Origin of the sequence: Bradyrhizobium sp. NAS80.1, from assembly GCF_001908205.1 — a bacterium.
Classification (GTDB): Bacteria; Pseudomonadota; Alphaproteobacteria; order Rhizobiales; family Xanthobacteraceae; genus Bradyrhizobium.
The window spans coordinates 1-23,682 of the sequence record NZ_LGHL01000129.1 but is presented as its reverse complement, the minus strand read 5'-3'; the positions used below and the strand labels follow the sequence as shown (position 1 = coordinate 23,682).

Here is a 23,682-nt window from a genome sequence, read left to right as displayed (position 1 = left end):
TCCGTAAAGCGGCTGCGCTTCATGCTCTGGTCCTCATATGGGCCAGAGCGAACTTCAATCTGGATTAAGTCCAAGGGGCAAGGTCAGCTGCACAGAAACGCGGGCGAGGAAGAATTCCATCAGGCCGTCAAGGAGGTGCTCGGAAGTCTCGGCCGCGTGGTGGCCAAGCATCCACGCTACGCCAACAATGCCCTGATCGAGCGGCTCTGTGAGCCGGAACGGCAGATCATCTTTCGCGTGCCCTGGGTGGACGACAAGGGGCAGGTTCGCATCAATCGCGGCTTCAGGGTGCAGTTCAACTCGGCGCTCGGTCCCTACAAGGGCGGACTGCGCTTCCACCCGTCCGTGAACGTCGGCATCATCAAGTTTCTCGGCTTCGAACAGACGTTCAAGAACGCGCTGACCGGCATGCCGATCGGCGGCGGCAAGGGCGGATCTGATTTCAACCCGCGCGGGCGCTCTGACGGCGAAATCATGCGATTCTGCCAGTCCTTCATGACCGAGCTTCACCGTCACATCGGCGAATATGTCGACGTTCCGGCCGGAGACATCGGCGTGGGCGGTCGCGAGATCGGTTTCATGTTCGGGCAGTACAAGCGGCTGACCAACCGTTACGAAGCGGGCGTCCTGACCGGCAAGGGGCTCGTCTATGGCGGTTCCCGCGCCCGCACGGAAGCGACCGGCTATGGAGCGACGTATTTCGTGCAGAGCATGCTCGGGACGAAAGCACAATCCTTCGACGGTCGCCGCGTCGTGGTCTCCGGCTCGGGCAATGTCGCGATCTATGCGATGGAAAAGATTGCCGAGTTTGGCGGCAAGGTCGTGGCCTGCTCGGATTCGAACGGATACGTCCTCGACGAGGGCGGCATTGACATCGCGCTCGTCAAGGAGATCAAGGAAGTTCGACGTGAGCGCATTTCCCAATATGCCCACCTGAAGAAGGCCGGCACGCACTATATCGAGGGAGGCTCGATCTGGGACGTTCCGTGCGAAGTCGCGATCCCCTCTGCCACGCAAAACGAACTGACTGGAAAAGATGCGCTGACACTGATCCGCAACGGCGTTGTCGCCGTCGGTGAGGGCGCCAACATGCCATGCACGCCCGACGCAGTGCGCGCCTTTCAGGAAGCTGGCATTCTGTTCGGGCCTGGCAAAGCCGCCAATGCCGGCGGAGTCGCCACCTCGGCGCTGGAAATGCAGCAGAACGCATCGCGCGACAGCTGGACGTTCGAGCAAACCGAAGCGCGTCTCGCCGACATCATGCGCAATATTCACGATCGCTGTGCCGAAACCGCCGCCGACTACGGCGCACCGGGCGACTATGTCCTGGGCGCGAACATCGCAAGCTTCGTTCGCGTTGCGGAGGCGATGGAGGCGCTCGGCGTGATCTGAGATCGCGTGCTCTCACTCCCGCGGCCGCCGCCCTGCCTGGCAAGGTCGAAGCCGCGGAATCTGTCATCGGGCCGCGCTTCGCGCGGGCCCGGTGGCGGCGCCCCGGAATGACACCGAGTGAATGAGGCGTCAGAAGCGCAACCGCTGGACTAGGCGGAAATATTCAGATTGCCGCCTATGCCGGCGCCGACATTGGCGAGCGAAGGAGCCTGCTGGCCTGCGCCGAGCAGCGTCAGGACGGTGGATTTCTCCATATCCAGGTTCTGCTTCATCAGCGTCGCCGCGATATTCGACTGCAGCGCACCTTGCTGAGCGGCCAGCATGGTGCTGACCATCGCCATCATGTCCATTACGCAAACCCTCGTACCGGCGGCAGCCTAGGCGCGTGGGGTTAACGGGAGGTGGAGATTTCGGACGGTTTCGTGGCCCGGACATGATGCGACACAAAAGCCTGCGCTCTGTCCGTGTCCCGGACGCGGCGCGGCATGGCAGGGCGATGCAAAGCATCGTCCGGACTGACGCACCGCAGAGCCGGGACCCATGCTTCAGCGTGCACGCGGCTTCTGGGCCCCGGCTCAGCAGCGCATCGCTGAGGCGCTGCGCTGCGTCCGGGGCGCGAGACTGCCTTACCTTGTCGGAACCGGCTTGGCGCCGCGGTAGTCGTAGAAGCCGCGCTGGGTCTTGCGGCCGAGCCAGCCGGCCTCGACGTATTTCACCAGCAGCGGGCACGGGCGATATTTGGAGTCGGCCAGGCCCTCATGCAGCACCTGCATAATCGACAGGCAGGTATCGAGGCCGATGAAATCGGCAAGCTCCAGCGGCCCCATCGGATGGTGGGCGCCGAGCTTCATCGCCGCGTCGATCGCCTCGACGTTGCCGACGCCTTCGTACAGCGTGTAGATCGCCTCGTTGATCATCGGCAGCAGGATGCGGTTGACGATGAAGGCCGGGAAATCCTCGGAGACCGCGACCTGCTTGCCGAGCTTGGCGACGAATTCCTTGGACGCCTCGAAGGTCGAATCGTCGGTGGCGATGCCGCGGATCAGCTCCACCAGCTCCATCAGCGGCACCGGATTCATGAAGTGAATACCGATGAAGCGCTCGGGCCGGTCGGTGGCGGCGGCCAGGCGGGTGATCGAGATCGAGGACGTATCTGAGGCGACGATCGCCTCCGGCTTCAACACCGCGCAGAGCTCGTGAAATATCTTGCGCTTGACCTCTTCCTTCTCGACTGCGGTCTCGATCACGAGGTCGCAGTCGGCGAGGTCGTCCAGTTTCTCGGCGAGCTTGATGCGCGCAAGCGCCTTGGTCTTGTCGTCCTCGGTTACCGCCTTTTTGGAGACCTGGCGCGCCAGATTGCCGTTGATGGTGGCCATGCCCGACTTGAGGCGGTCGGCCGAGACGTCGTTGAGCACCACGTCGAACCCGGCCAGCGCCGCGACATGCGCGATGCCATTGCCCATCTGCCCCGCGCCGATCACGCCGACCTTCTTGATCACTGCCGCCATAATGTCATCCACCGGAACGGCGCGCATGTCGCGCCTGCCTATCCCCAAAGCCGGGAGGTCTGATTTGACCAGGAGCTTGATTTAATCAGAACCTGGGCTCGAAACCTAGATTGGATCGCTCCCCCGGCGTGCCCCACGCCAAAGAAAACGCCTCAGAAATGAAATACCGGCCGGAGTTTATACCTCCGGCCGGTGTTTTTGACGCGTTTTACTTGCCGAGCTTGCCGAGTTCGGCCGTCAGCTCAGGAACCGCCTGGTAGAGGTCGGCGACCAGGCCGTAATCGGCGACCTGGAAGATCGGCGCGTCCTCGTCCTTGTTGATCGCGACGATCACCTTGGAGTCCTTCATGCCGGCCAGATGCTGGATCGCGCCGGAAATGCCGACTGCGACATACAGCTCGGGGGCGACGACCTTGCCGGTCTGGCCGACCTGCCAGTCGTTCGGCGCATAGCCGGCGTCGACCGCCGCGCGTGAGGCACCGACGCCGGCGCCGAGCTTGTCGGCGAGCGGCTCGATGTACTTGGCGAAGTTTTCCCGGCTCTGCATGGCGCGGCCACCGGAGACGATGATCTTGGCCGAGGTCAGCTCGGGACGGTCGCTCTTGGCGACTTCCTCGCCGACGAAGGACGACAGGCCCGGATCGGCCACTGCGGCGACGCTCTCGACCGGCGCGCTGCCGCCGGCAGCTGCCGCCGCGAAGGTCGAGGTGCGGACCGTGATGACCTTCTTGGCGTCCTTCGACTTCACCGTCTGGATGGCGTTGCCGGCATAGATCGGACGCTCATAGGTGTCGGGCGCGACCACCTTGGTGATCTCCGAGACCTGCATGACGTCGAGCAGGGCTGCGACGCGCGGCATCACGTTCTTGAAGCGCGAGGTCGCGGGCGCGACGATCGCATCATAGGACGGCGCCAGCGAGACGATCAGCGCGGCCAGCGGCTCGGCGAGATCGTGCGCGTAAGCCTCGCCCTCGGCAACCAGCACCTTGGCAACACCGGCAAGCTTCGAAGCCGCCTCGGCCGCATCCTTGGTGCCCTGCCCGCCACCGGCGACCAGCACGTGAACGTCGCCGCCGAGCTGGGAAGCCGCGGTGAGCGCCTTGTTGGTGGAGTCCTTGAGGACTTCGTGTTCGTGTTCGGCAATCAACAGCGTCGTCATCAGAGCACCCCGGCTTCGTTCTTGAGCTTCGACACCAGCTCGGCGACGTCCTTGACCTTGACGCCGGCCTTGCGGCCCGCGGGCTCAGCCGTCTTCAGAACTTCGAGGCGCGCGGTGACGTCAACGCCGTAATCGGCAACGGCCTTCTCCGCGATCGGCTTCTTCTTGGCCTTCATGATGTTGGGGAGCGAGGCATAACGCGGCTCGTTGAGACGGAGATCGGTGGTGACGATCGCCGGTCCCTTCAGCTTCACGGTCTGCAGGCCGCCGTCGACTTCACGGATAACCTTGAAGTCGCTTCCTTCGACCTCGAGCTTCGAAGCGAACGTCGCCTGCGACCAGCCGAGCAGCGCGGCCAGCATCTGACCGGTCTGATTGCTGTCGTCGTCGATCGCCTGCTTGCCGAGAATGATCAGGCCCGGCTGCTCTTCTTCAGCGACCTTCTTCAGGATCTTGGCGACGGCGAGCGGCTCGACGGTGCCCTCTGCCTTCACCAGGATGCCGCGATCGGCGCCCATGGCGAGACCGGTGCGGATCGTCTCCGACGCCTGCGCCGGTCCGATGGAGACCACAACGACTTCGGTAGCCTTGCCGCCTTCCTTCAGACGCAGCGCTTCCTCGACCGCGATTTCGTCGAACGGGTTCATCGACATTTTGACGTTGGCGAGTTCAACGCCCGATCCATCGCCCTTGACGCGGACCTTGACGTTGTAATCGACCACCCGCTTTACCGGCACTAAGACCTTCATCGATCCTCTTTCACTCAATTTGGGAGGGGGGTTATCAACTGGCGCGGAACCTAAAGGCCTGATCCGGCCCGGTCAACGCGCGAAGGTGCCAAATTTTAGACCGTAGAAATGCGCTGCTCAATGGGTCAGCGATTCTGGCCCGGAACCCAGAGCACGTCGCCGGCGCCATTATGGTTAGCAGCGCGGCTCGCCACGAACAAAAAGTCCGACAGACGGTTCATATACTGGATGCCAGCGGCGCCGACCGGCTCGCCGGGCCGGGCCGCCAGTTCCACCATCACCCGTTCCGCCCTGCGGCATATCGTGCGAGCGACGTGGAGGTAGGCAGCGGTCGGCGTGCCGCCCGGCAGCACGAAGGAAGTCAACGGTGCCAGCTTGTCGTTGAGCGTGTCGATGTCGTGCTCGAGCCGCGCGACCTGGCTCGCCACCACCCGCAACCGCTCCGCCTTGCCTTCACGCTCAGGCACTGCGAGATCGGCACCGAGGTCGAACAAATCGTTCTGGATGCGGCCGAGCATCGCGTCGAGCTCGGGGGGCGTCCTTCGTATGGAGCCGCACCACACCGATCGCGGCATTGGTCTCGTCGACCGTGCCATAGGCCGCGATGCGCAGATCATATTTCGGACGCCGCTCGCCCGAGCCGAGCGCTGTCGTGCCGTCGTCACCGGTCTTCGTATAGATGCGGTTCAGTACGACCATGATGGCCTCCTTGATCTCAGGGGCATGATCTTGCCGGAAAACCGCTGCTCACTTTGCGCTGGCGCGGCCCTGCGGGTCCGGATCATGCCCTAGCGCCCCATCGCCCAGACCGCGGTCATGGCGATGACGATCGCCACGAACTGAAGCAGCACGCGCAGGCGCATCAGCTTCTGCGAGGTGTTGGGCGAGCCGCCGCGCATCATGTTGACGAGACCGAGCAGCAGCACCAACGCCACGGCGCCGGCTGCCACCGGCAGGATGAAAGTACTCAGGAGGGATGCCATTGGGGGTAGATAACACCGTGTGCGGCGGTCCGCCATGGTGCCGTGACGGCCATCGGCGTCATTCCGGGGCGATGCGACGGGCTCGCGCGGAGCCTGTCATCGGGCCGCGCTCTGCGCGGACCCGTTGGCGCGCCCCGGAACGACGACGGAGGAGAGCAGCGACCGCCTTCGTGATCTGGCTTTTAAGCCGATAATATCAGAAGCTGGCAGGATGATTTCCGATTTGCGCGAACTGCCCATCTTCATCGCCTCTCCCCGCTTGCGGAGAGAAGGTGTGCGCAGGGGCAAGCTGTGAAGGGCATCCGCTACATCTACGTCGTCGTGATGGATGCGTTCTACACGTTCCTGGCCGACGACGGCTGGGCGATTGCGAGCCACATCGCGCTCTCGACGCTGATGGCGCTGTTCCCGTTCCTGATCGTGCTCACCTCGCTGGCCGGCTTCTTCGGCTCCAAGGAGCTCGCCGACCAGGCGGCCGGACTGATGCTCGATGTCTGGCCCAAACAGGTCTCCGCTTCGATCTCGGGCGAAATCCACGACGTGCTGACCACCACCCGCTCCGGCGTGCTGACCATCGGCGCGGTGCTGTCGGTCTACTTCGCCTCGAACGGCGTCGAGGCGCTGCGGGTTGCGCTCAACCGCGCCTATGCCGTGGTGGAGATGCGGCGCTGGTATTGGCTGCGGCTGGAATCGATCGGCTACACACTGGTTGCGGCCTTCACCGCGCTGGCCATGGCGTTCCTGATCGTGCTCGGCCCGCTCATCATCGAGGCGGCGCGGCGCCACATTCCGCTGTTCGTCGAAAGCAACGAGAGCATCCTCAACTGGCTGCGCTATGGCATCACCATCGGCGCGCTGGTGGTGGCGCTGTTCATCCTGCACGCCTGGCTGCCGGCGGGGCGGCGCAGCTTCTTCCAGATCGTGCCCGGTATCGTCTTCACCATGGTGGCGTCGCTGATCTCGGGCATCGTGTTCGGCCAATATCTGGCGCGCTTCGCCAACAACTATGTGACGATGTATGCGGGGCTGGCCTCGGTGATCATCGCGCTGGTGTTTCTGTACTTCATCGCCGCGATCTTCGTTTACGGCGGCGAGCTCAACGCCGCGATCATCAAGTCGCGACTTCCTCACGGCGTTTCGCTTCAAGCAGCGCAGTCGCTAAAGCCCGAGGAGACACAGGCTTGACCAGGAAGGCGTCGGCGCCGGCTTCGCGCGAAGCCGCCTCGTCCTCGCCGCGCCCGGAGACACCGATGATGGGGATCTGGGCCAGCGGCGCCGGCATGGTGCGGATCCGCCGGATGGCCTCGACGCCGTCGATGCCCGGCAGCACCATATCCATCAAAACCGCGTCGAAAGTGCCTTGGGCGAGTCGGTCGACAGCGTCCTCGCCGCGCCCGATGAATTCAGCATGATGACCGAGTTCGGTCAGGATGGTGTTGAGCACGACGCGGCCGAACGGATTGTCCTCGACGCTGAGCACGCGCAGTGCCGATAGCGCATCCGCCTCACCATCGTTCTTCGACTTGCCGGACTTGCCTGATCCCGTCGCATCCAGCGACACTGTCAATGTGAAGGTGGCGCCACCGCCGCGGCGCGGCGCGACCGTGATGTCGCCACCCATCGCGCGCGCGAGTTGCTTCACCGAGGACAGCCCGAGCCCGGCACCGCCGAAGCGCGATGCAATGGTGACGTTGGCCTGGGTGAACGGACGGAACAGCCGCTTGATCTCGGCCATGGTCAGGCCGATACCGCTGTCGGAGACCGAGAAGGCGACGCCGACCCGGCCTCTGCTCTTCGCCTTCTCACCGCTCTTGCCTTTGGCGGGACGCCACGGCGCGACCGCGAGCGCCACGGCGCCCCGCTCGGTGAATTTCACGGCATTGTCGATCAGGTTCTCAAGCGCGGCGCGCAGGCGGACGGGATCGCCGACCACCAGCCCGGGAAGCTTTTCGGAGATGTCGATCTGCGCCTGGAGGCCCTTGGCCGCTGCGCGTCCGGCCAGCGAATCGCCGGTGCTGCGGGCGAGCGCGCGCAGGTCGAACAGGTCCTGCCGCAGTGTGCTGCCGCCCTTCCCGGCCCCTTTGCCGGTCCGGGCCGCATCCACGAACAGCGTGGCAAGGCTCGCCAGATGTTCGGCACCGGCCTTGATCGTGTCGGCCCAGCGCCGCTCCCGCTCACCGAGATCTGAGGTCGCGAGCAGGTCGCTGATCGCCAGAATGCCGGTCAGGGGGGTGCGGACCTCATGGGCAAAGGCGGCAAGCGCGGCCTGAACCACGTCAGGCGCGACGGTCTTAGCGCTGCGCTGACGCGCCGTGCCAGCCGCCCCGGACTGCTTCCGAGGCGGTCGCCTGGACGTCCGCGTGGTGCGCGCTGCGCGCGTTTTCGCCGCCATAAATCCCCTTTGAAGCATCCCCTTCGACCCCCGGGGTCGTGAAGCGAGCATGGCACGGCGGAACCCCAGGAGTCACGGCGACGTTTGGCTAAACCCCAGAGAAACTTAACCTAATCCCACCAGCCGGCGGATCGCCGCAGCCGAAACACCGGCGTCGCGCAACTCCCGCAGACCGGTCGCGCGGCTCGATTTCGACAGCTTCCTACCGGCCTCGTCGCGAATCAGCGGATGGTGGCGATAGGCGGGCTCCGGCAAGCCGAGCAGAACCTGGAGCAGACGATGGACTGAGGTGGCGTGAAACAGGTCCTGGCCCCGCACAACCTCGCTAACAGACTGGAGGGCGTCGTCCGCGACCACGGAGAGATGGTAGCTGGTCGGCGTCTCCTTGCGGGCCAGGATGACGTCCCCCCAGGCCTGGGGCCGCGCCGGGACGGTGCCGCGCTCGCCGTCGGGTCCCTCGCCCAGCTCATTCCAGGTCAGGCTGGCGGCGCGGCGGCAGGCGGCCGCCATATCGAGTCGCAGCGCATAGGACGCGCCGGAGGCGATTAGCCGGTCGCGCTCATCGGCGGGCAGCGATTTCGCGGTGCCGGGATAAAGCGGCGCGCCGTCGGGGTCACGTGGCCACGGCCCGTCCGCCTCACGCGCGGCTACGAGCTTTGCGATCTCGGCGCGACTCTCGAAGGCGGGATAGACGACGCCGAGCGCGGAGAGCTTTTCCAGCGCGGCGCGGTACTCGCCGAGATGCTCGGACTGCCGCCGCACCGGCGTCTCCCAGGAAATCCCGAGCCAGGCGAGATCTTCGTAGATCGCCGTCTCATATTCCGGCCGACAGCGCGTCGCGTCGATGTCCTCGATGCGCAGCAACAGCCGCCCGCCGGTGTCGCGTGCGCGATCGAAGTTCAGCAGCGCCGAATAGGCGTGCCCGAGATGCAGGAGGCCGTTCGGGCTGGGGGCAAATCGGAAAACGGGTGGCATGAGTTCTCGGTGTATTCGTCATTGCCGGGCTTGACCCGGCAATCCATCTTCCAGGACTCTGTTACGATAGGAGATGGATGCGCGGGTCAAGCCCGCGCATCACGAGTTGAGCCACATGACCATCCACCTTGAAACCCAGTCCGATCTCGAAGAAGCCATCCACGCGCTGATTAAGCGCGATCCACGCCTCAAGCCCGTGTTCCAGATCGCCGGCATGCCCGCTTTGCGGCGGCGCGAGCCGGGCTTTACGGGGCTTGCCCACATCGTCTGCGGGCAGCAGCTCTCGACCGCAAGCGCGGCGGCTATCTGGGGACGGCTCTCTGCCGCCTTCGATCCGTTCGACCATGAAGCCGTGCGCCGCGCTCGCACCGACCGGCTCGGGCGGCTCGGACTGTCCGCCGCGAAAATCAAGACGCTGAAACATCTCGCGCGCGAGATCACCGCACAGCGACTGAACCTCGACGTGCTGGCGGAAGAGGATGCCGACGCCGCGCATCACACGCTGGTCGCGTTGCCCGGCATCGGGCCGTGGACCGCGGACGTCTATCTCCTGTTCTGTCTCGGCCACGGCGATGCCTGGCCCGCCGGCGACCTCGCCGTACAGGAGGGGATCAAGATTGGCCTGGGCCTTCAGGCACGGCCGACGGAAAAGCAGATGGCGCCGCTGGCCGAACCCTGGCGTCCCCTGCGCGGCGCGGCAGCGCATCTGTGGTGGAGCTACTACCGCGCGGTGAAGATGCGCGAGGGCGTGCTGACCGCCTGAAGCCGCCGAACAGCGTTTAAAACTATGTTGCTGTTGCAAACGGCGCGCACGTGATCGATGAGATGCCGGCACGGACAAGAGCCGGGATCGACATCATGACAGCCACCGACTTCATCGTTGCGCGAAACGATTTCGAAACCTGCAAGACGATCGCAACCACTCATCCTGCAGCCGATGCCCTGCCACATGATGCGCTGCTGGTGAAGGTCGATCGCTTCGCCTTCACCGCCAACAACATCACCTACGCCGTGCTCGGCGACGAGGTGAAATACTGGCAGCTCTTTCCTGCACCTGATGGCTTCGGCAACATTCCGGTGTGGGGCTTTGGCGAGGTGATCGCCTCGAAACATCCGAACGTCCCCACAGGCGAGCGCCTGTTCGGCTATTTCCCGATGGCCACGCATCTCGTCATCGAGGCGACCGACGTCAGCAAACGCGGCCTGCGCGACGGTGCCGCGCACCGGCAAGGCGTGGCGCCGGTCTACAATGCCTATGCGCGCGTCAGCGGCAATCCCGCTTATGCCGGGCGGCAGGGCGATTACCAGGCGCTCGTGCGGCCGCTGTTCATGCTGTCGTTGCTGGCCGACGATTTTCTGGCCGAGAACGACGATTTCGGCGCGCGCACCGTGCTGCTCTCGAGCGCCTCGAGCAAGACCGCGTTCGGGCTCGCCCATTTGCTGCACGCGCGCGGCCGCAAGGTGGTCGGATTGACCTCGGCGAACAATACCGGCTTCGTCACCTCGCTCGGCTGCTATGACGAGGTCGTCACCTATGATCGCGTGACGTCGCTGCCATCGGACACGCCGGCCGCCTTCATCGACATGGCCGGCAACAGCGCGCTACGCGCCACATTGCACCGGCATTTCGGCGAGCGGATGAAATGCTCCATGCGCGTCGGATTGACGCATCGCGCCACCGACGCCGATGAGGGCGAGTTGCCGGGCGCAAAACCACGCTGGTTCTCCGCACCCGACCAGATCCGCAAGCGGGCCAAGGAGTGGCGTCCTGGCGGCATCGAGCAACGCTTTGGTGCAGCATGGTCGGGTTTCACGCCGCTCTTGGAGAAGTGCCTGACCGTTGTCGAGAGCCGCGGGCCTGAGGCGGTGCGGCAGGTTTATCTCGACACGCTGAAGGGGCGTATTCCCCCTGAGCAGGGCCACATGCTCTCGCTGCTCGGGTAAAGCGCTTTTGACGACCTTCGGACCGGTATAGCGTCGACCTCTATGATTGGAGCATGATCTCTTCGGAAAACCGCTCTACACTTTTCCGGATCATGCCCGAGAGGAAACGCCGCGAAGACGGCCACGAGGTCGCGCATGCTGGACCGTACCAAGGATATTTCCGTCTCCGCGCAAGCCTGGCTCGATGAATTCGAGCGCACGCTGGGCAAGCCCGATCCCGCCGCGCTCGACCGCCTCTTCCTCCCCGACAGCTTTTGGCGCGACGTGCTGGCGCTGAGCTGGAACCTGCAGACGCTTGCCGGCCGAGATGCGATCACGCGCGAGCTGACGACGCTGGCACCGAAGGCGACGCCGACGAGCCTCAAGATCGCGCCGAACCGCGCGGCGCCGCGCTGGGTGACGCGCGCCGGCACCAACAACATCGAGGCGATCTTCAATTTCGAGACCGAGGTCGGCCGGGGCAGCGGCATCGTGCGGCTCGTGCCCGACCCTTCCGACGGCGATCGCCTGAAGGCATGGACGCTGCTCACCGCACTCGACGAGCTCAAGGGCTTCGAGGAGCAGCTCGGCACCTCGCGCCCGCGCGGGCAGGCCTATTCGAGCGATTTCCGCGGGCCGAACTGGCTCGACTTGCGCAACGCCTCGCGCGACTATGCTGACCGCGATTCCTCCGTGCTCGTGGTCGGCGGCGGCCAGGCCGGGCTCGCGATCGCGGCGCGGCTGAAGCAGCTGAAGGTCGACACGCTGATCGTCGATCGCGAGACACGGATCGGCGACAACTGGCGCAAGCGCTATCATGCGCTGACACTGCACAATCAGGTGCAGGTCAATCACCTCCCCTACATGCCTTTCCCGCCGAACTGGCCGACCTATATCCCCAAGGACAAGCTCGCCAACTGGTTCGAAGCTTACGTCGATGCCATGGAGCTGAACTTCTGGACTGGCACCGAATTCGAGAGCGGCGCCTACGACGGTGCGAAGGGTCGCTGGACCGTGACGCTGCGGCGCGCTGACGGCAGCAAGCGCACCATGCATCCTCGCCACGTGGTGATGGCGACCGGCGTCAGCGGCATCGCCAACATGCCGGACATTCCGACGCTCGACAATTTCAAGGGCACGCTGCTGCATTCGAGCCGCTACGAAGACGGCGAAAACTGGACAGGCAAGCGCGCCCTCGTCATCGGCACCGGCAACAGCGGCCATGACATCGCGCAAGACCTCTGCTCCAGCGGCGCCGAGGTGACGCTGGTGCAGCGCTCACCGACGCTCGTCACCAATATCGAGCCGTCGGCGCAGCTTGCCTACGCGACCTACAATGAGGGCACGCTCGAGGACAACGACCTGATCGCGGCCTCGATGCCGACGCCGCTCGCGAAGAAGACGCATGTCATGCTGACGGAGCAATCAAAGGAGCTCGACAAGGAGCTGCTCGACGGATTGCGGAGCGTCGGCTTCAAGCTCGATTTCGGCGAGGCCGGCACCGGCTGGCAGTTCAAATACCTCACCCGCGGCGGCGGCTATTATTTCAACGTCGGCTGCTCCAACCTCATCGTCGAGGGCGCGATCAAGCTCAGGCAATTCTCCGACATCGAGAGCTTCACGGCGGAGGGCGCGCGGATGAAGGACGGCGCGACTGTTCCCGCCGACCTGATCGTGCTCTCCACCGGCTACAAGCCGCAGGAATATCTGGTGCGGAAGCTGTTCGGCGATGGCATCGCCGACCGCGTCGGCCCGGTCTGGGGCTTTGGCGACGGCTTTGAACTCCGCAACATGTATGCGCGCACGAAGCAGCCCGGCCTGTGGTTCATTGCCGGCAGCCTCGCGCAGTGCCGCGTCAACTCGAAATATCTCGCGCTGCAGATCAAGGCGATCGAGGAAGGGATTTTGGGGCGGACGTAAACACACCCGTCATTCCGGGGCGCGCGCAGCGCGAACCCGGAATCCATCCAACCGCAAAATCTGCTGCAAAATGGATTCTCAGATGCGCAATTGCGCATCATAGCTCGCGACTTCGTCGCGCCCCGGAATGACAGAAGGAGAGAATGCCCATGCCAGCCATTCTCGGCACCGGCGAGCACCGTTACCGCGTCGTCGACAACTTCGCAAAGCTGCCGGACGGCTGGCAGCTCACCGATGTCGCCTCGGTCGCGGTCGACAGCAAGGATCGCATCTACGTCTTCAATCGTGGCGCCCATCCGATGGTGGTGCTGGACCGCGAGGGCAATTTCCTGCGCAGCTGGGGCGAAGGGCTGTTCTCCCGCGCCCACGGCCTTCATATCGATGCCGACGACAATCTCTACTGCACCGATGACGGCGACCACACCGTGCGCAAATGCACCACTGACGGCAAGGTGCTGCTGACCATCGGCATCCCCGAGAAGCCGGCGCCGTTCATGAGCGGCAATCCCTTCCATCGCTGCACCCACACCGCGCTGTCGCCGAAGGGCGAGATCTACGTCTCCGACGGCTATGGCAATGCGCGCGTGCACAAGTTCACGCCGGACGGCAAGCTGATGAAGAGCTGGGGCGAGCCGGGCACCGATCCCGGCCAGTTCAACATCGTGCACAACATCGCCACTGACGCCGACGGCTGGGTCTATGTCGCCGACCGCGAGAACCACCGCGTGCAGGTGTTCAATGGCGAGGGCAAGTACGAGACGCAGTGGAACAATCTGCATCGTCCCTGCGCGCTGTGCTGCTGCGGCGGCGGCACGAACCCGACCTTCGTCATCGGCGAGCTCGGCCCCGGCATGGCCGTCAACCGCAAGGTACCCAATCTCGGCCCACGGCTCTCGATCGTGGACGCCAAGGGAACGCGCATCGCACGGCTCGGCGGCGAGGAAGGGCCGGGCGTGGCCAGCGGAAAATTCCTGGCACCGCACGGCATCGCGCTGGATTCGAAGGGCGACATCTATGTCGGCGAGGTCGGTGTCACCGACTGGAAGACCAGCTTTCCGGACGAGGAGATGCCGGCCTTCGTGCGCAGCACGCGGTGTTTGCAGAAGCTGGAGCGGATGCGGGAGCCGTGAGCCAGCGCACCGTCCGCACTATCGTCGGTCGGATCGGGCAAACTGACGGCACCACCAAGAAGCAACTGGAGCGAATTGAGATCGACAAGTTCACGCGGTCGCACTGGAAGGTGCAGAAGCGGGCCGGCGATGCGCTGCCGAAGCAGGCGCAGTCGGTGATTGAGACCGGCCGCGCATCGGTGAAGGAAGCGAAGGGACTGGGACATCGGCGGTGACCCGTAAGCGCGCCTCGCCGATGCGCGGAATCGGCGTCGCCGATACTAGACACCGGGCGAGGCCTCGGGACGCATCAGGCGGCCACCGGTCGGTAGGTCTGATCTCCGGATCGCTATTCAGGGTTGAGTATCTCGCTTATGGTTGGTGGTGAGCGGTTGTTTTGACCGCTCGCGATCAAGCATTTGGAGGGAAGCGCAATGAAGATAATCGTCGGCATTGTTGCGGTATTTGTTTTGGCTATTCTCACCTACTCCATCTCGGCCCCAATGCACTCGACCCGTGCTTATGCAAGCAAGTTCGACGGCAAGGGCCGGGGGTGCTCTGACCGAATTTGCGCGGGTATCAATTCACCAAACTACGGCAAGAAGAAAAATAGGCCCCCCGCTTCGCAGCGCACCCCCGCTCGTGCGTCATTCTGAAGTGGCTGCTCCCCAGAACGGACGGGGCGAACGCGCATTAGCGGCCCTCGCTGATCTGCGGGAGCAGCCTTTCAAATTGCCCGACGTCGGATCGTCTGCCGGCAGGTCCCTGCGGCCGACGATGAGCAGCGGCTCGCTGCCGATCAGGATGACCGGCTCGAGATCGCGCAACCGATCGAAGCGCGCACCGCGCGGCCGACGCCGAGCGAGCCGGCCGCACCGCCGACATTCTCGATCACGATAGGCTGCTTCAACACGGGGTTCAGGCTTCGCCGAGGAACCGCGCCAGGGTATCGGTGGCGCCGCCCGCCGGGAACGGCACGATCATGGTAACGGGGCGCGGATAATCCTCGGCCGCAGCACAGCGAATCAGCGCGGCACCCAGCAGGCCGCGAGCAGCACGGCGAGCCAGCCTCACATGGATCCCGCCCAAATCGCGGCATTATTGAGCGTTTTGCCACCCTACCGCCGCATTGCCTGCGCCTGAATAAGTCGCTCAACGGGCTTCACAATCCCGTCACGCTGCATGTAGTATGTCAATACATGCTGCTTCGCAGCGTACATTGGAGGCCGGGAGCGTTACTTGAACGCACATGTCTCGCAAGGCAGTTGGCCGGTGCTGGTCCTGAATGCGGACTTCCGGCCGCTGAGTTACTACCCACTGTCGTTGTGGTCGTGGCAGGACGCGATCAAGGCGGTGTTCCTCGACCGCGTCAATATCGTAGCGCATTACGATCAGGCGGTTCGAAGTCCTACGCTGCAAATGCAGCTGCCGAGCGTCGTCTCGCTCAAGTCCTTCGTCAAGCCGTCCACCCATCCTGCCTTCACCCGTTTCAACGTCTTCCTGCGCGATCGTTTCGCCTGCCAATATTGCGGCTCGCCCGAAGACCTCACCTTCGATCACATCATCCCGCGCAGCAAAGGCGGCCAGACCACCTGGGAGAACGTGGTCGCGGCGTGCTCGCCCTGTAACCTGCGCAAGGGCAACCTCACGCCGGCACAGGCAAAAATGTTCCCGCGCCAGAGCGCGTTCGCGCCGACCGTGCACCAGCTCCACCGCAACGGCCGCCTCTTCCCGCCGAACTATCTGCACGACAGCTGGCTGGACTATCTCTACTGGGATACGGAGCTGGATCCGTAGGACTGGCGCTGGCAGATGTCGCGCACCTCATAAGAGCGTCAAACACCACATAAGTGCGTCGCGAAAGTTCCAAAAAGGCAGGTTCGTGGGAGCGATGTCCTGTAGCTCAATGGTCAGAGCCGGCCACTCATAACGGTCTGCTTGCTGGTTCGAGTCCTGCCGGGCCAGTCGGTGGATGTTGGGATGATTGTCGTGACCAGCCGAGCGCAGTTGCCCGAACCGCCAAGGCATATTGACGTTGTGTCGACTCGCGATTGTGTTCGACTTGGGCGGGCGTGGATTGTCGAAGATAGACGTAGGCGGCGCGGTTCAGATGTGGAGCGCCGATCTTTGTGAGTTCATTCATCGGTCGTTTCCTTTTCGTTTTGATCGGCCGCGATGATCGCTTGCGCGATGATGCGCGCAAGAATCCTGACGGCCTCGATGCGTGCTTGGCCGTCGAGGTGGTCGCTCAATGTTGGTTGTGCGGTGACTGCTTCGAGAAACGCCAGAGTCAGTTGTATGGCAACCCTCCTCGTCGGTCATTGGCGCCTGTGGAACCAGACAGCGACCCAGAAGAGAATCCACGAGGACCCGCGCGTGTAGCAAATCTGCGAGTGACGCCAGACAAACCTCGCTATGAACGATGCTCGATTCGGGTGGCTGATCGGCATTGGAGGAGTGCCAGTCCGTCCAACTCGCCGGAATGAGGGAACGGCTGCCATCTGGAAGTACGATAAGCAGCAGCAGAGTGCCGCCTCGCTTTATCGTGCCCATAATCGGCAACGAGCGGCCCTCAAATGGATGCCGCTCGCGTACGATTGTCGCCGATTTTGAGGTGAGTAGTGTGAGACAGCTTCCTTCGACTCGGTCGACCACGAGTGGCTGTTGCGGATGATGGCGCACAGGATCGCCGATCCTCGCATTCTACGGCTTATCGGGCTGTGGCTGCGAGCTGGCATTCTGGAGAGCGGCGAGAAGCAGGATAGGGACAGGGGCACGCCGCAAGGGGCAGGCATCAGCCCGCTCCTTGCCAACATCTTCCTGCACTACATGCTCGATCCTCTGGGTCCACCGATGGCGTCGTTGCCACGCACGCGGTCGCGTCGTGACCGTGCGCTATGCCGACGACTTCGTCATGGGGTTCGAGAACAAGGCAGATGCGCAGGAAATGCTCTTGGCCCTCAGGGCGCGGCTGGCCAGCTCCGGCTTGGCGCTCCATGAGGGCAAGACGCGGCTGATCGAGTTTGGCCGGTTCGCGGCCGTCTCGCGTCAGCGCCGCGGCGAGCGGCGGCCAGAGACCTTCGCCTTCCTCGGCTTCACCCGCTACTGCGGGCGGACTCGAGATGGCCGGTTCATCGTGAAGCACAAGACGGAAGGGAAACGCCTGACGCGCAAGCTGACGGCGTTGCGCCAGGATTCATGGCGGCTCATGCACGCGCCACTGGCCAAGCAGCACGAGTGGCTCGCCGCCGTTCTGCGCGGGCACTATGGCTACTACGGCAGGCCGCACAATTATCCAGCGCTCAATGGCTTCTACCGCGAAGTGCGTCGGACCTGGCTGCGGTGCCTGAGGCGGCGCAGCCAGAAAAGTCGGCGCATGGGCTGGCCGGAGTTCGAGACCCTGACGGCGCGCTTCCGCCTGCCTATGCTACGCATCACTCGCACATGGGCGCAGGCGCGGATATGACGCGGGTTACTCTCGGGAAGAGCCGGGTGCGGGAAAGCCGCATGCCCGGATCTGTGAGGGCAAAGCCAAATGGCCGAGCTACTCGACCACGACCCGGCAAGGTCGGCCACATCGTCTTCGCGGTGATCCGCGAGACCAGAATGAATCCACCGCAGTGCCAGATTTGAGCCGCATTGGGACCCAGGTCGCGGCCAAAGGTCGTGCGCGGGCGGGGCGCAACACCGGGGGTTTCCATGTCCGGTCATTTGCGATTTTGCTTCTCCGCTTGTCTCCTTTTGGTAGGTCTCACGACGTCGCCTGCGTCTTCGAATCCCTTCGACGACCTGTTCCATGCGTCTCCCAGGCAAGCTACTGCGCCCGCTCCCGCTGCAGAGGAGTGCCTCCCGCAACCAGGCAAGTCGACGGCCGACGGCCAGCACTGGGTCTATCGTTTCGACGGTCACCGCAAATGCTGGTTCCAGGCCGCTGAGGGGATCGCGACGGCGAAGAAGCCGGTTCATCGTCACGCAGCGAAGCATTCGCGAGAAGATCACGACAGCGCTGCGCAAGCGGGAGGAGGTCGTGGAGGCACGTGCGGAGCTGCTGCGCTCCGCGCCGGCGGAAACGCCTCATCCGACGCCGCCCGCGCCCGAGCTCAAGGTGGCTGATGCCGCTCCCGTGTCCGCCATGGCGGCTGCGGCGCTCATCCCGCCGGCACCCGTCGTCGCCAAACCCGCGAGCGATCAGCTCACACCTGACCATCCCACGTCGCACCTGGTCGACGTGGAGACGCTTCTGGCGGCCGCGCCAGCCGCCAACGACGCGGTGACCGCCCCCGTGCCTCCCGCGACCCCGGTCGCCGTTCCCATCGCCGAGGCGGGCGACGACGGGAGAGGGGGGACGGCGACCTGGCTCGGCGTGCTGCTAATGGCGTTGGGGCTCGTCTCCCTCTTAAGCTCGAGCCGGACCCTTCGGGGAGCACTGCTGGTTGGGCGATTTCTCGATGCAAGGGCGGGTTTGGCGGCCATCGCGGACGACTGATTCCGCAATCGCCGCCGTGACGCCCGTCCTGACGGCGACTTCATCTCAACAGGGCGTGAGCCCCAGGCGAAAGTCCTGCGGGAAGTAGCCTCGTGGTGGCAGGATCGCTATCGTGGTCTGGCATGTCTTGACCTCATCGCCTCCTTTCGCCAACGGAGCGCGAGCATTCGGTAATGCGCCGGCATCGCATGGCCGGCGAATGCGCCCGGCAGGCGCTCCACCGCGAGATCAGACGATGAACGAGGCTATCGATCCATCGCTTTCGCGTCGCCACGTGTTGCGACTGGCAGCCATGGTTACGGCATGTGTCGTGGCTGCGAAGGCTCCGAGCACCGCGGAGCCTCAAGAGCGAGAAACCAGCAGCGCCGACGTTCCAGCTGATGGTGTCGCGACCTTCGAGAGCGTTTGGCAGACCGTGCGTGATCGCTTTTACGATCCGCGCCACAACGGACTGGACTGGCCGGCGGTTCGGGAGAGATATCTTCCAGACGTGCAGCGGGCCACTTCCCAGGACTCCCTGGCGCGCGTCATCAATGCCATGCTGTCTGAGCTGCACGCTTCGCACACGCGTTTCTACACGCCGGATGAGCCGGAATATTATCAGCTTGCGGACATCTTTGTCGGCGCACTGCGACGGCGGGGACTGCAGCGCGCGTTCCCAGACGGCCGCGTTTCCTACCCTGGGATCGGCCTCATTTCAGCTTTCGAGGCGAGGAACACAATCACCGGCGTCATCGATGGAACGCCGGCTCAGCAGGCGGGCCTCCGTGCCGGTGACGAAATAATTGCGGCTGACGGGACCGCATTTGAGCCGGTCGGGTCATTCCGTGGGAAGGTGGGCAAATCGGTCATCTTGGAGGTCCGTCGGGGCGCCTCGATGGTGCAAATCCCGGTTATGCCGGTCGACCTCGAGCCCACCAAAATGTTCCTGCGTGGGTTGGAGTCGAGTGCGCGGATCATTGAGTCTAACGGACGGCGCATCGGCTATGTCCATGTTTGGTGCTATGCCGGGTCCATCTATCAACGCGCTCTTGAACACCTGCTGTCTCAAGGGGCGTTGAAAGGCGCGGACGCGCTGATCTGGGATTTGCGGGATGGCTGGGGCGGCGCGCAACCCGAATATCTCGACCTGTTCAACCCCCGAGCGCCAACGATGCAGGTCACCGACCAACGCGGTACTACCGCATTCGTGAATGTGAAGTGGCGCAAGCCCGTTGCGATGCTCATCAACGGCGGTACGCGCAGCGGTAAGGAGGTCCTGGCCTATGGCTTCAAAAAGTACCGGTTGGGCGAGCTCATTGGCACCCGGACAGAGGGCGCGGTTCTTGCCGCCACCGCATTCCTCATCGGAAGCGGCTTGCTGCTGCTCGCAGTCGAAGATGTCCGGGTCGATGGCGAGCGCCTTGAGGGCGCGGGCGTGACCCCGACGATCGAGGTCCAGGCAGGCGCGGCCTCCGCCGGGTCGGACGACCCCCAACTGAGCCGTGCTGTCGCGGTTCTGTCCGGGACCTGATCCGGCGTCACACTCATTCGCAAAGCGGAGGCAACGCGCAAATGGTAATTGGAAGCGCGTCTCGGTTCGCCAGCGCGGGTTTTTGTCACTTCAGATCGCCCTTAGTGCACCCTCAGCGCGTGACGTCAGGACGATCCAGCCTCTTGATGCAGCTCGCCACCCCGCATCAAGCGGCGGGCGATATCGGCTATCTGCAGTGACGCGCGTTCGGTCGGTGAATGGGCCGCCAGATAGCGGGCAACCGCGATGAGGATGTGCCGGCCCTCGTCCGTGTCGCCCCACGCGCCGAATTGCCGGACTCCCGCCTCCAGCAAAGCCTGCATCTTCGCGCAGCACCGCATGCGCGAGCGTGGCGAACAGCGCCCTGCGGCGAATGGCCGAGCGTGAGATGCCGTGCCACCAGGCTTGCGGCGAGATCAACCTGTCTCTGCCGGTCCAAGGCGTCGAGGGCTGCGCGAAAGGAACCGCACTTGATCTGATCACGCGGTGCGGAACTGAGGTACAGCTCGATCGCGTTCACTCTGGCATTTCTTTCAACACGTTACGTGAAAGAGCCCGATCCTCTTTGCGCGCGACCGGTTGAACATCTGGATCGCTTCGGGTGTGGGCTTTAACAGGACCTCGCAGCCCTTTCTTTCAAAATAGGCTTCAGCTTCGGGTGATAGGTGAACGTTGCCGAACTGACCCGAGCCAATGACGACCTGGTCGCAGCCCTTCTCGAAGAGAAATTTTGCCTCGTCTTCTGAAAGCACGTGCGAGGTACCGTAGAGCTTTTTTTGATAGCTTCTTTTTCCGCTTCACCACTTCGCCGGAAACACGAACGACCACGTCGTGCTCATACAGTTTTCCGTCAATCGTAATCGTGCCAAATGTGGTGCTGTCAATCGTCATCGTGACCTCCTCACCAGAGTCCCACTCCAACACGCAAGCCCTGGGGCGCCTCGGCGCCGGCATCATCCTCGTTCAAGTGCCTTCCATGCTGCCGATCCGGATCGGGACGCGCCGCCGCCCCCCAGCTGCCAGGGCGTGTCTCGAACAACCCGGGGATCGCCGTGGAGCAAATGCCGCAGCGGCCGTTCTCGGTGAGGCGCCAAGTGGTGATCTCATACCAATCTCGGCCGATGACCAACTCGCCGCAGCTTGGGCAGTACGTGCTTTGGCCCCTCTCGTCATGGACATTCCCGGTGTAGACGAACTGCAGCCCGACCTCGCGGGCTATATCGCGAGCCCTCGTCAGCGTGAAGGCCGGTGTAGGCGGGAGATCCAGCATCTTGTAGTCAGGGTGGAAAGCGGTGAAATGCAAGGGCACGTCGGGTGCCAGCCTCCTCATCACCCATTCGCTGAGCTTTTTCACCTCCTCGGGGCTGTCATTGTGACCAGGGATCAGCAGCGTTGTGATCTCGAACCAGACTTTCGTCCTGTACTTCAGATACTCGAGCGTCTCGAGGATGGCGCCGAGATGGCCTGTGCATAGCCGCTTGTAGAACTCCTCGGTGAACGCCTTGAGGTCGACATTGGCGGCGTCCATGAAGCTGTAAAGCTCCTCCCGTGCCGCCGCGTCAATGTAGCCGGCTGTGACCGCCACGTTCTTGATCCCGCGACGGCGCGCCACCCTCGCAACGTCCACGGCATATTCGAGGAAGACGACCGGGTCATTATAGGTGTAGGCGATGGAGCGCGAGCCTGTGGCAATCGCGGCCTCGACAATATCTTCCGGCGAGGCTGCGTCCTGGAGCCGGTCGAGCTCTCGCGCTTTGGAGATGTCCCAGTTCTGGCAGAACTTGCAGGTCAGATTGCACCCGGCGGTGCCAAAGGACAACACGGGAGTTCCGGGCAGATAGTGGTTCAGCGGCTTCTTCTCGATCGGATCGACACAGAAGCCCGAGGAACGGCCGTACGTCGTGAGCACGATCCGGTCGTCCTGTCGGCCGCGCACGAAGCACAAGCCGCGCTAACCTTCGTTGAGCCTGCAATAGCGCGGGCACACATCACACTGGATCCGGCCGTCTTCAAGACGGTGCCAGTAGCGGCCAGGAACGCCTTCCAAACGCCCAAGTTCGGTCATAGAATTCGTCGTTGTGGATCGCTGGGCAAACCTCGTTTTTTGAGCGGACGTGACGGACGGAGAGTTGCGCGACGACATCCACTCGGGTCCGCCTTACGGGCACGAGCGCCCGCGGACGTCGGCTCATTCTATTCCTGATCGGTGGAGATCGTAAGTCGAGCCGTCGACAATCTCGGCCGCTGAGGTCCAAGAGCGAACCCTGCACTGCAGCATAAGAGACTTGCTTACTCGAGTGCGCGAAACCGCCAGCTGTTGAAGTGAACTAATCGATGCCCTCATCCGGAAGTCGGTAGCAGCGTCTGGAGTAAGGCCTCGACTGACTGCGGCGTGATTCCTAGCTCGGCAAATCCAGGCATCCCTGGCGATGTCACGGTGTCGATCTGCATCAGTTCGACTTGATTCCGTGTGAGGGCCGGTTGCGGCAATAGTTCGGAGAACCACGCGAGTGCGTGCCAAACGGAAAATGGGATTGGAATGAACAGGGGCGCGGCGCCAGCGTGATGCCCAACAGCTCTGAGTAATTCTTGATAAGAGTAAACGCATGGACCGCCGAACTCGAAGATTGTCGAAGGCGTCTCGGGTCGCCGAATAAGTTGAGCGGCCGCTTCCGCAACATCATCGACATAGACCGGTTGCAACCTAGTCAGGCCGCGGCCGAACATCGGATAGATTGGAAGCTGGCGAAGAAGCTTGAGGATGGTGTTGAGAAAAGCATCATCCGGTCCGAACATCACCGCCGGGCGGACGAGCAGTGCATCATGGAATGCTGCCCGGACCGCCAATTCGCCTTCGCCGCGCTTTCGAACGTATAGGGATGGTGACGCGGCATCCGCGCCGATTCCTGAAACATGAACGAACCGTTCAACTCCGGCTCGGCGTGCTTGAGCTGCCACCCGTTGGGCAGACTCGACGTGAATGGAGTGAAAGGTTTGTTGTCCGCGCTCGACGTAAAGGCTGACCGCATTTACGACGCCGTAAGCGCCGGCAAGCGCATCCACGACTGACCGCTCGTCTTGAATGTCGGCCTGGACGGATTGAAGTTGCGGATCATCAAACCCAAACAGTCGGTACCCCCCATCTGGATGCCTTGACGCGGCTCGGACGAAAAAGCCGTGATTGCGCAGATGCCGAACGATGTGGCGGCCGAGAAAGCCGGTTCCACCGAATACGGTGACGGTGCGATCGTTGGTTGCCGCCATGGTTCAAATGCGCCAGTACGATGGGCCGCGCGCCGTCGGCTTATTGCTTCTTTGCTGGCGCCTCTGGAAACACGGCCGCCACACCTTCCGGATTGATGTTGAAGGCCAAGAATACCAACGGCTCGCTGCCCGGGTTTCCCCATTGGTGGACGAGGGTGTGCGGTTCATAGATCAAGGAGCCCGGCCCCCTGGTTTCAGTCTTACCGTCGATCGTATTCGCTCCAGTGCCCGAAATGATGAAATAAAGAGCCGCGCCCGACCGATGGTGTGGCGGGTTGGACGGCATCTGTGCCGGAAATGTGATGCGGG

27 protein-coding genes, 1 tRNA gene and 2 pseudogenes are annotated in these 23,682 nt (G+C 63.5%); 14 read left to right on the top strand and 16 right to left on the bottom strand.

Annotation, left to right across the window (positions count from 1 at the left end; genetic code table 11):
• The first annotated feature begins 21 nt into the window (after positions 1-21).
• A complete protein-coding gene (gene gdhA / locus AC629_RS28085) occupies positions 22-1,392 on the top strand; it encodes an NADP-specific glutamate dehydrogenase (RefSeq protein WP_084808131.1) in 1,371 nt (456 codons plus the stop codon).
• 149 nt (positions 1,393-1,541) lie between these two features.
• Here the strand turns inward: gdhA and AC629_RS28080 are convergent, their stop codons facing one another.
• The 6 genes and pseudogenes from AC629_RS28080 to AC629_RS28055 form a co-directional block, all read right to left on the bottom strand.
• On the bottom strand, positions 1,542-1,742 hold the full coding sequence (locus AC629_RS28080) for a hypothetical protein (protein WP_084808130.1): 201 nt from the start codon (positions 1,740-1,742) through the stop codon (positions 1,542-1,544).
• A gap of 276 nt (positions 1,743-2,018) precedes the next feature.
• A complete protein-coding gene (locus AC629_RS28075; RefSeq protein ID WP_084808135.1) occupies positions 2,019-2,900 on the bottom strand; it encodes a 3-hydroxybutyryl-CoA dehydrogenase in 882 nt (293 codons plus the stop codon).
• A 208-nt stretch (positions 2,901-3,108) separates the two neighbouring features.
• A complete protein-coding gene (locus tag AC629_RS28070; protein ID WP_084808129.1) occupies positions 3,109-4,059 on the bottom strand; it encodes an electron transfer flavoprotein subunit alpha/FixB family protein in 951 nt (316 codons plus the stop codon).
• Complete coding sequence (locus AC629_RS28065; RefSeq protein ID WP_084808128.1) at positions 4,059-4,808, bottom strand: electron transfer flavoprotein subunit beta/FixA family protein; 750 nt, start codon at positions 4,806-4,808, stop codon at positions 4,059-4,061. Before AC629_RS28065 ends, AC629_RS28070 begins: the two co-directional genes overlap by 1 nt.
• 125 nt (positions 4,809-4,933) lie before the next feature.
• Positions 4,934-5,507, bottom strand: a pseudogene (locus tag AC629_RS28060) (cob(I)yrinic acid a,c-diamide adenosyltransferase).
• Between the two features lie 89 nt (positions 5,508-5,596).
• The gene (locus AC629_RS28055) at positions 5,597-5,791 is read right to left on the bottom strand and encodes a twin transmembrane helix small protein (protein ID WP_084808127.1); all 195 of its coding nucleotides are present in this window, start codon (positions 5,789-5,791) and stop codon (positions 5,597-5,599) included.
• 291 nt (positions 5,792-6,082) lie between these two features.
• Between AC629_RS28055 and AC629_RS28050 the strand changes: the two genes are divergently transcribed.
• On the top strand, positions 6,083-6,976 hold the full coding sequence (locus tag AC629_RS28050) for a YihY/virulence factor BrkB family protein (RefSeq protein WP_084808126.1): 894 nt from the start codon (positions 6,083-6,085) through the stop codon (positions 6,974-6,976).
• Here the strand turns inward: AC629_RS28050 and AC629_RS28045 are convergent.
• A complete protein-coding gene (locus tag AC629_RS28045) occupies positions 6,903-8,183 on the bottom strand; it encodes an ATP-binding protein (RefSeq protein WP_084808125.1) in 1,281 nt (426 codons plus the stop codon). The genes AC629_RS28050 and AC629_RS28045 overlap by 74 nt on opposite strands.
• Positions 8,184-8,288: 105 nt before the next feature.
• Positions 8,289-9,158: a tRNA glutamyl-Q(34) synthetase GluQRS gene (gene gluQRS / locus AC629_RS28040; protein ID WP_084808124.1), complete on the bottom strand. Its 870-nt coding sequence runs from the start codon at positions 9,156-9,158 to the stop codon at positions 8,289-8,291.
• A gap of 115 nt (positions 9,159-9,273) precedes the next feature.
• Between gluQRS and AC629_RS28035 the strand changes: the two genes are divergently transcribed.
• The 6 genes from AC629_RS28035 (at position 9,274) to AC629_RS45690 (ending at position 14,766) form a co-directional block, all read left to right on the top strand.
• Positions 9,274-9,921 carry a DNA-3-methyladenine glycosylase family protein gene (locus AC629_RS28035; protein ID WP_084808133.1) on the top strand — a complete coding sequence of 216 codons (648 nt, stop codon included), beginning with the start codon at positions 9,274-9,276 and terminating at the stop codon, positions 9,919-9,921.
• 95 nt (positions 9,922-10,016) lie between these two features.
• The gene (locus AC629_RS28030; protein ID WP_084808134.1) at positions 10,017-11,102 is read left to right on the top strand and encodes a DUF2855 family protein; all 1,086 of its coding nucleotides are present in this window, start codon (positions 10,017-10,019) and stop codon (positions 11,100-11,102) included.
• Positions 11,103-11,237: 135 nt separating this feature from the next.
• Positions 11,238-13,001 carry a flavin-containing monooxygenase gene (locus AC629_RS28025; protein ID WP_084808123.1) on the top strand — a complete coding sequence of 588 codons (1,764 nt, stop codon included), beginning with the start codon at positions 11,238-11,240 and terminating at the stop codon, positions 12,999-13,001.
• A 149-nt stretch (positions 13,002-13,150) separates the two neighbouring features.
• Complete coding sequence (locus AC629_RS28020) at positions 13,151-14,131, top strand: peptidyl-alpha-hydroxyglycine alpha-amidating lyase family protein (RefSeq protein ID WP_084808132.1); 981 nt, start codon at positions 13,151-13,153, stop codon at positions 14,129-14,131.
• Positions 14,128-14,346: a hypothetical protein gene (locus AC629_RS28015; RefSeq protein ID WP_084808122.1), complete on the top strand. Its 219-nt coding sequence runs from the start codon at positions 14,128-14,130 to the stop codon at positions 14,344-14,346. Before AC629_RS28020 ends, AC629_RS28015 begins: the two co-directional genes overlap by 4 nt.
• Positions 14,347-14,544: 198 nt before the next feature.
• On the top strand, positions 14,545-14,766 hold the full coding sequence (locus AC629_RS45690; protein ID WP_143199506.1) for a hypothetical protein: 222 nt from the start codon (positions 14,545-14,547) through the stop codon (positions 14,764-14,766).
• 262 nt (positions 14,767-15,028) lie between these two features.
• Here AC629_RS45690 and AC629_RS47120 read toward each other — a convergent pair whose 3' ends face one another.
• A complete protein-coding gene (locus tag AC629_RS47120; RefSeq protein WP_168195600.1) occupies positions 15,029-15,184 on the bottom strand; it encodes a hypothetical protein in 156 nt (51 codons plus the stop codon).
• 165 nt (positions 15,185-15,349) lie between these two features.
• Between AC629_RS47120 and AC629_RS28010 the strand changes: the two genes are divergently transcribed.
• Entirely contained in the window at positions 15,350-15,907 is a 558-nt protein-coding gene (locus AC629_RS28010) for an HNH endonuclease (protein ID WP_074122301.1), read from the top strand.
• Between the two features lie 95 nt (positions 15,908-16,002).
• Positions 16,003-16,075 (top strand) — tRNA-Ile (locus tag AC629_RS28005).
• A gap of 399 nt (positions 16,076-16,474) precedes the next feature.
• On the opposite strand, the pseudogene AC629_RS50725 reads toward AC629_RS28005, so the two are convergent.
• A pseudogene (locus AC629_RS50725) lies at positions 16,475-16,765 on the bottom strand (DUF5372 family protein); the annotation flags it as partial.
• 15 nt (positions 16,766-16,780) lie between these two features.
• Here AC629_RS50725 and AC629_RS49960 point away from each other — a divergent pair.
• The 4 genes from AC629_RS49960 (at position 16,781) to AC629_RS27990 (ending at position 20,109) form a co-directional block, all read left to right on the top strand.
• Positions 16,781-17,110, top strand: coding sequence for a hypothetical protein (locus tag AC629_RS49960; protein WP_349531251.1), 330 nt, complete (start codon positions 16,781-16,783; stop codon positions 17,108-17,110).
• On the top strand, positions 16,995-17,576 hold the full coding sequence (locus AC629_RS28000) for an RNA-dependent RNA polymerase family protein (protein WP_283848025.1): 582 nt from the start codon (positions 16,995-16,997) through the stop codon (positions 17,574-17,576). Before AC629_RS49960 ends, AC629_RS28000 begins: the two co-directional genes overlap by 116 nt.
• A gap of 561 nt (positions 17,577-18,137) precedes the next feature.
• Positions 18,138-18,596 (top strand): hypothetical protein, encoded by a 459-nt coding sequence (locus tag AC629_RS49020; protein WP_245332019.1) that lies wholly within the window; start codon positions 18,138-18,140, stop codon positions 18,594-18,596.
• A gap of 235 nt (positions 18,597-18,831) precedes the next feature.
• Positions 18,832-20,109 (top strand): S41 family peptidase, encoded by a 1,278-nt coding sequence (locus AC629_RS27990; RefSeq protein WP_168195599.1) that lies wholly within the window; start codon positions 18,832-18,834, stop codon positions 20,107-20,109.
• Between the two features lie 125 nt (positions 20,110-20,234).
• On the opposite strand, the gene AC629_RS49015 is transcribed toward AC629_RS27990, so the two are convergent.
• The 6 genes from AC629_RS49015 to AC629_RS27965 all read right to left on the bottom strand — a co-directional run.
• On the bottom strand, positions 20,235-20,432 hold the full coding sequence (locus tag AC629_RS49015; protein ID WP_245332018.1) for a hypothetical protein: 198 nt from the start codon (positions 20,430-20,432) through the stop codon (positions 20,235-20,237).
• 210 nt (positions 20,433-20,642) lie between these two features.
• Positions 20,643-20,861, bottom strand: a complete 219-nt coding sequence (locus AC629_RS50720) for a hypothetical protein (RefSeq protein WP_502693058.1) — start codon at positions 20,859-20,861, stop codon at positions 20,643-20,645.
• Positions 20,758-21,000, bottom strand: a complete 243-nt coding sequence (locus tag AC629_RS27980) for a hypothetical protein (protein ID WP_210419119.1) — start codon at positions 20,998-21,000, stop codon at positions 20,758-20,760. The genes AC629_RS50720 and AC629_RS27980 overlap by 104 nt, the downstream gene beginning before the upstream one ends.
• Positions 21,001-21,010: 10 nt before the next feature.
• Complete coding sequence (amrS, locus tag AC629_RS27975; RefSeq protein ID WP_349531250.1) at positions 21,011-22,054, bottom strand: AmmeMemoRadiSam system radical SAM enzyme; 1,044 nt, start codon at positions 22,052-22,054, stop codon at positions 21,011-21,013.
• A 395-nt stretch (positions 22,055-22,449) separates the two neighbouring features.
• On the bottom strand, positions 22,450-23,373 hold the full coding sequence (locus AC629_RS27970) for a complex I NDUFA9 subunit family protein (protein ID WP_084808120.1): 924 nt from the start codon (positions 23,371-23,373) through the stop codon (positions 22,450-22,452).
• Between the two features lie 40 nt (positions 23,374-23,413).
• Positions 23,414-23,682 (bottom strand): cupin domain-containing protein (locus AC629_RS27965; RefSeq protein WP_143199504.1); only part of this gene is annotated, 269 nt, incomplete at its 5' end.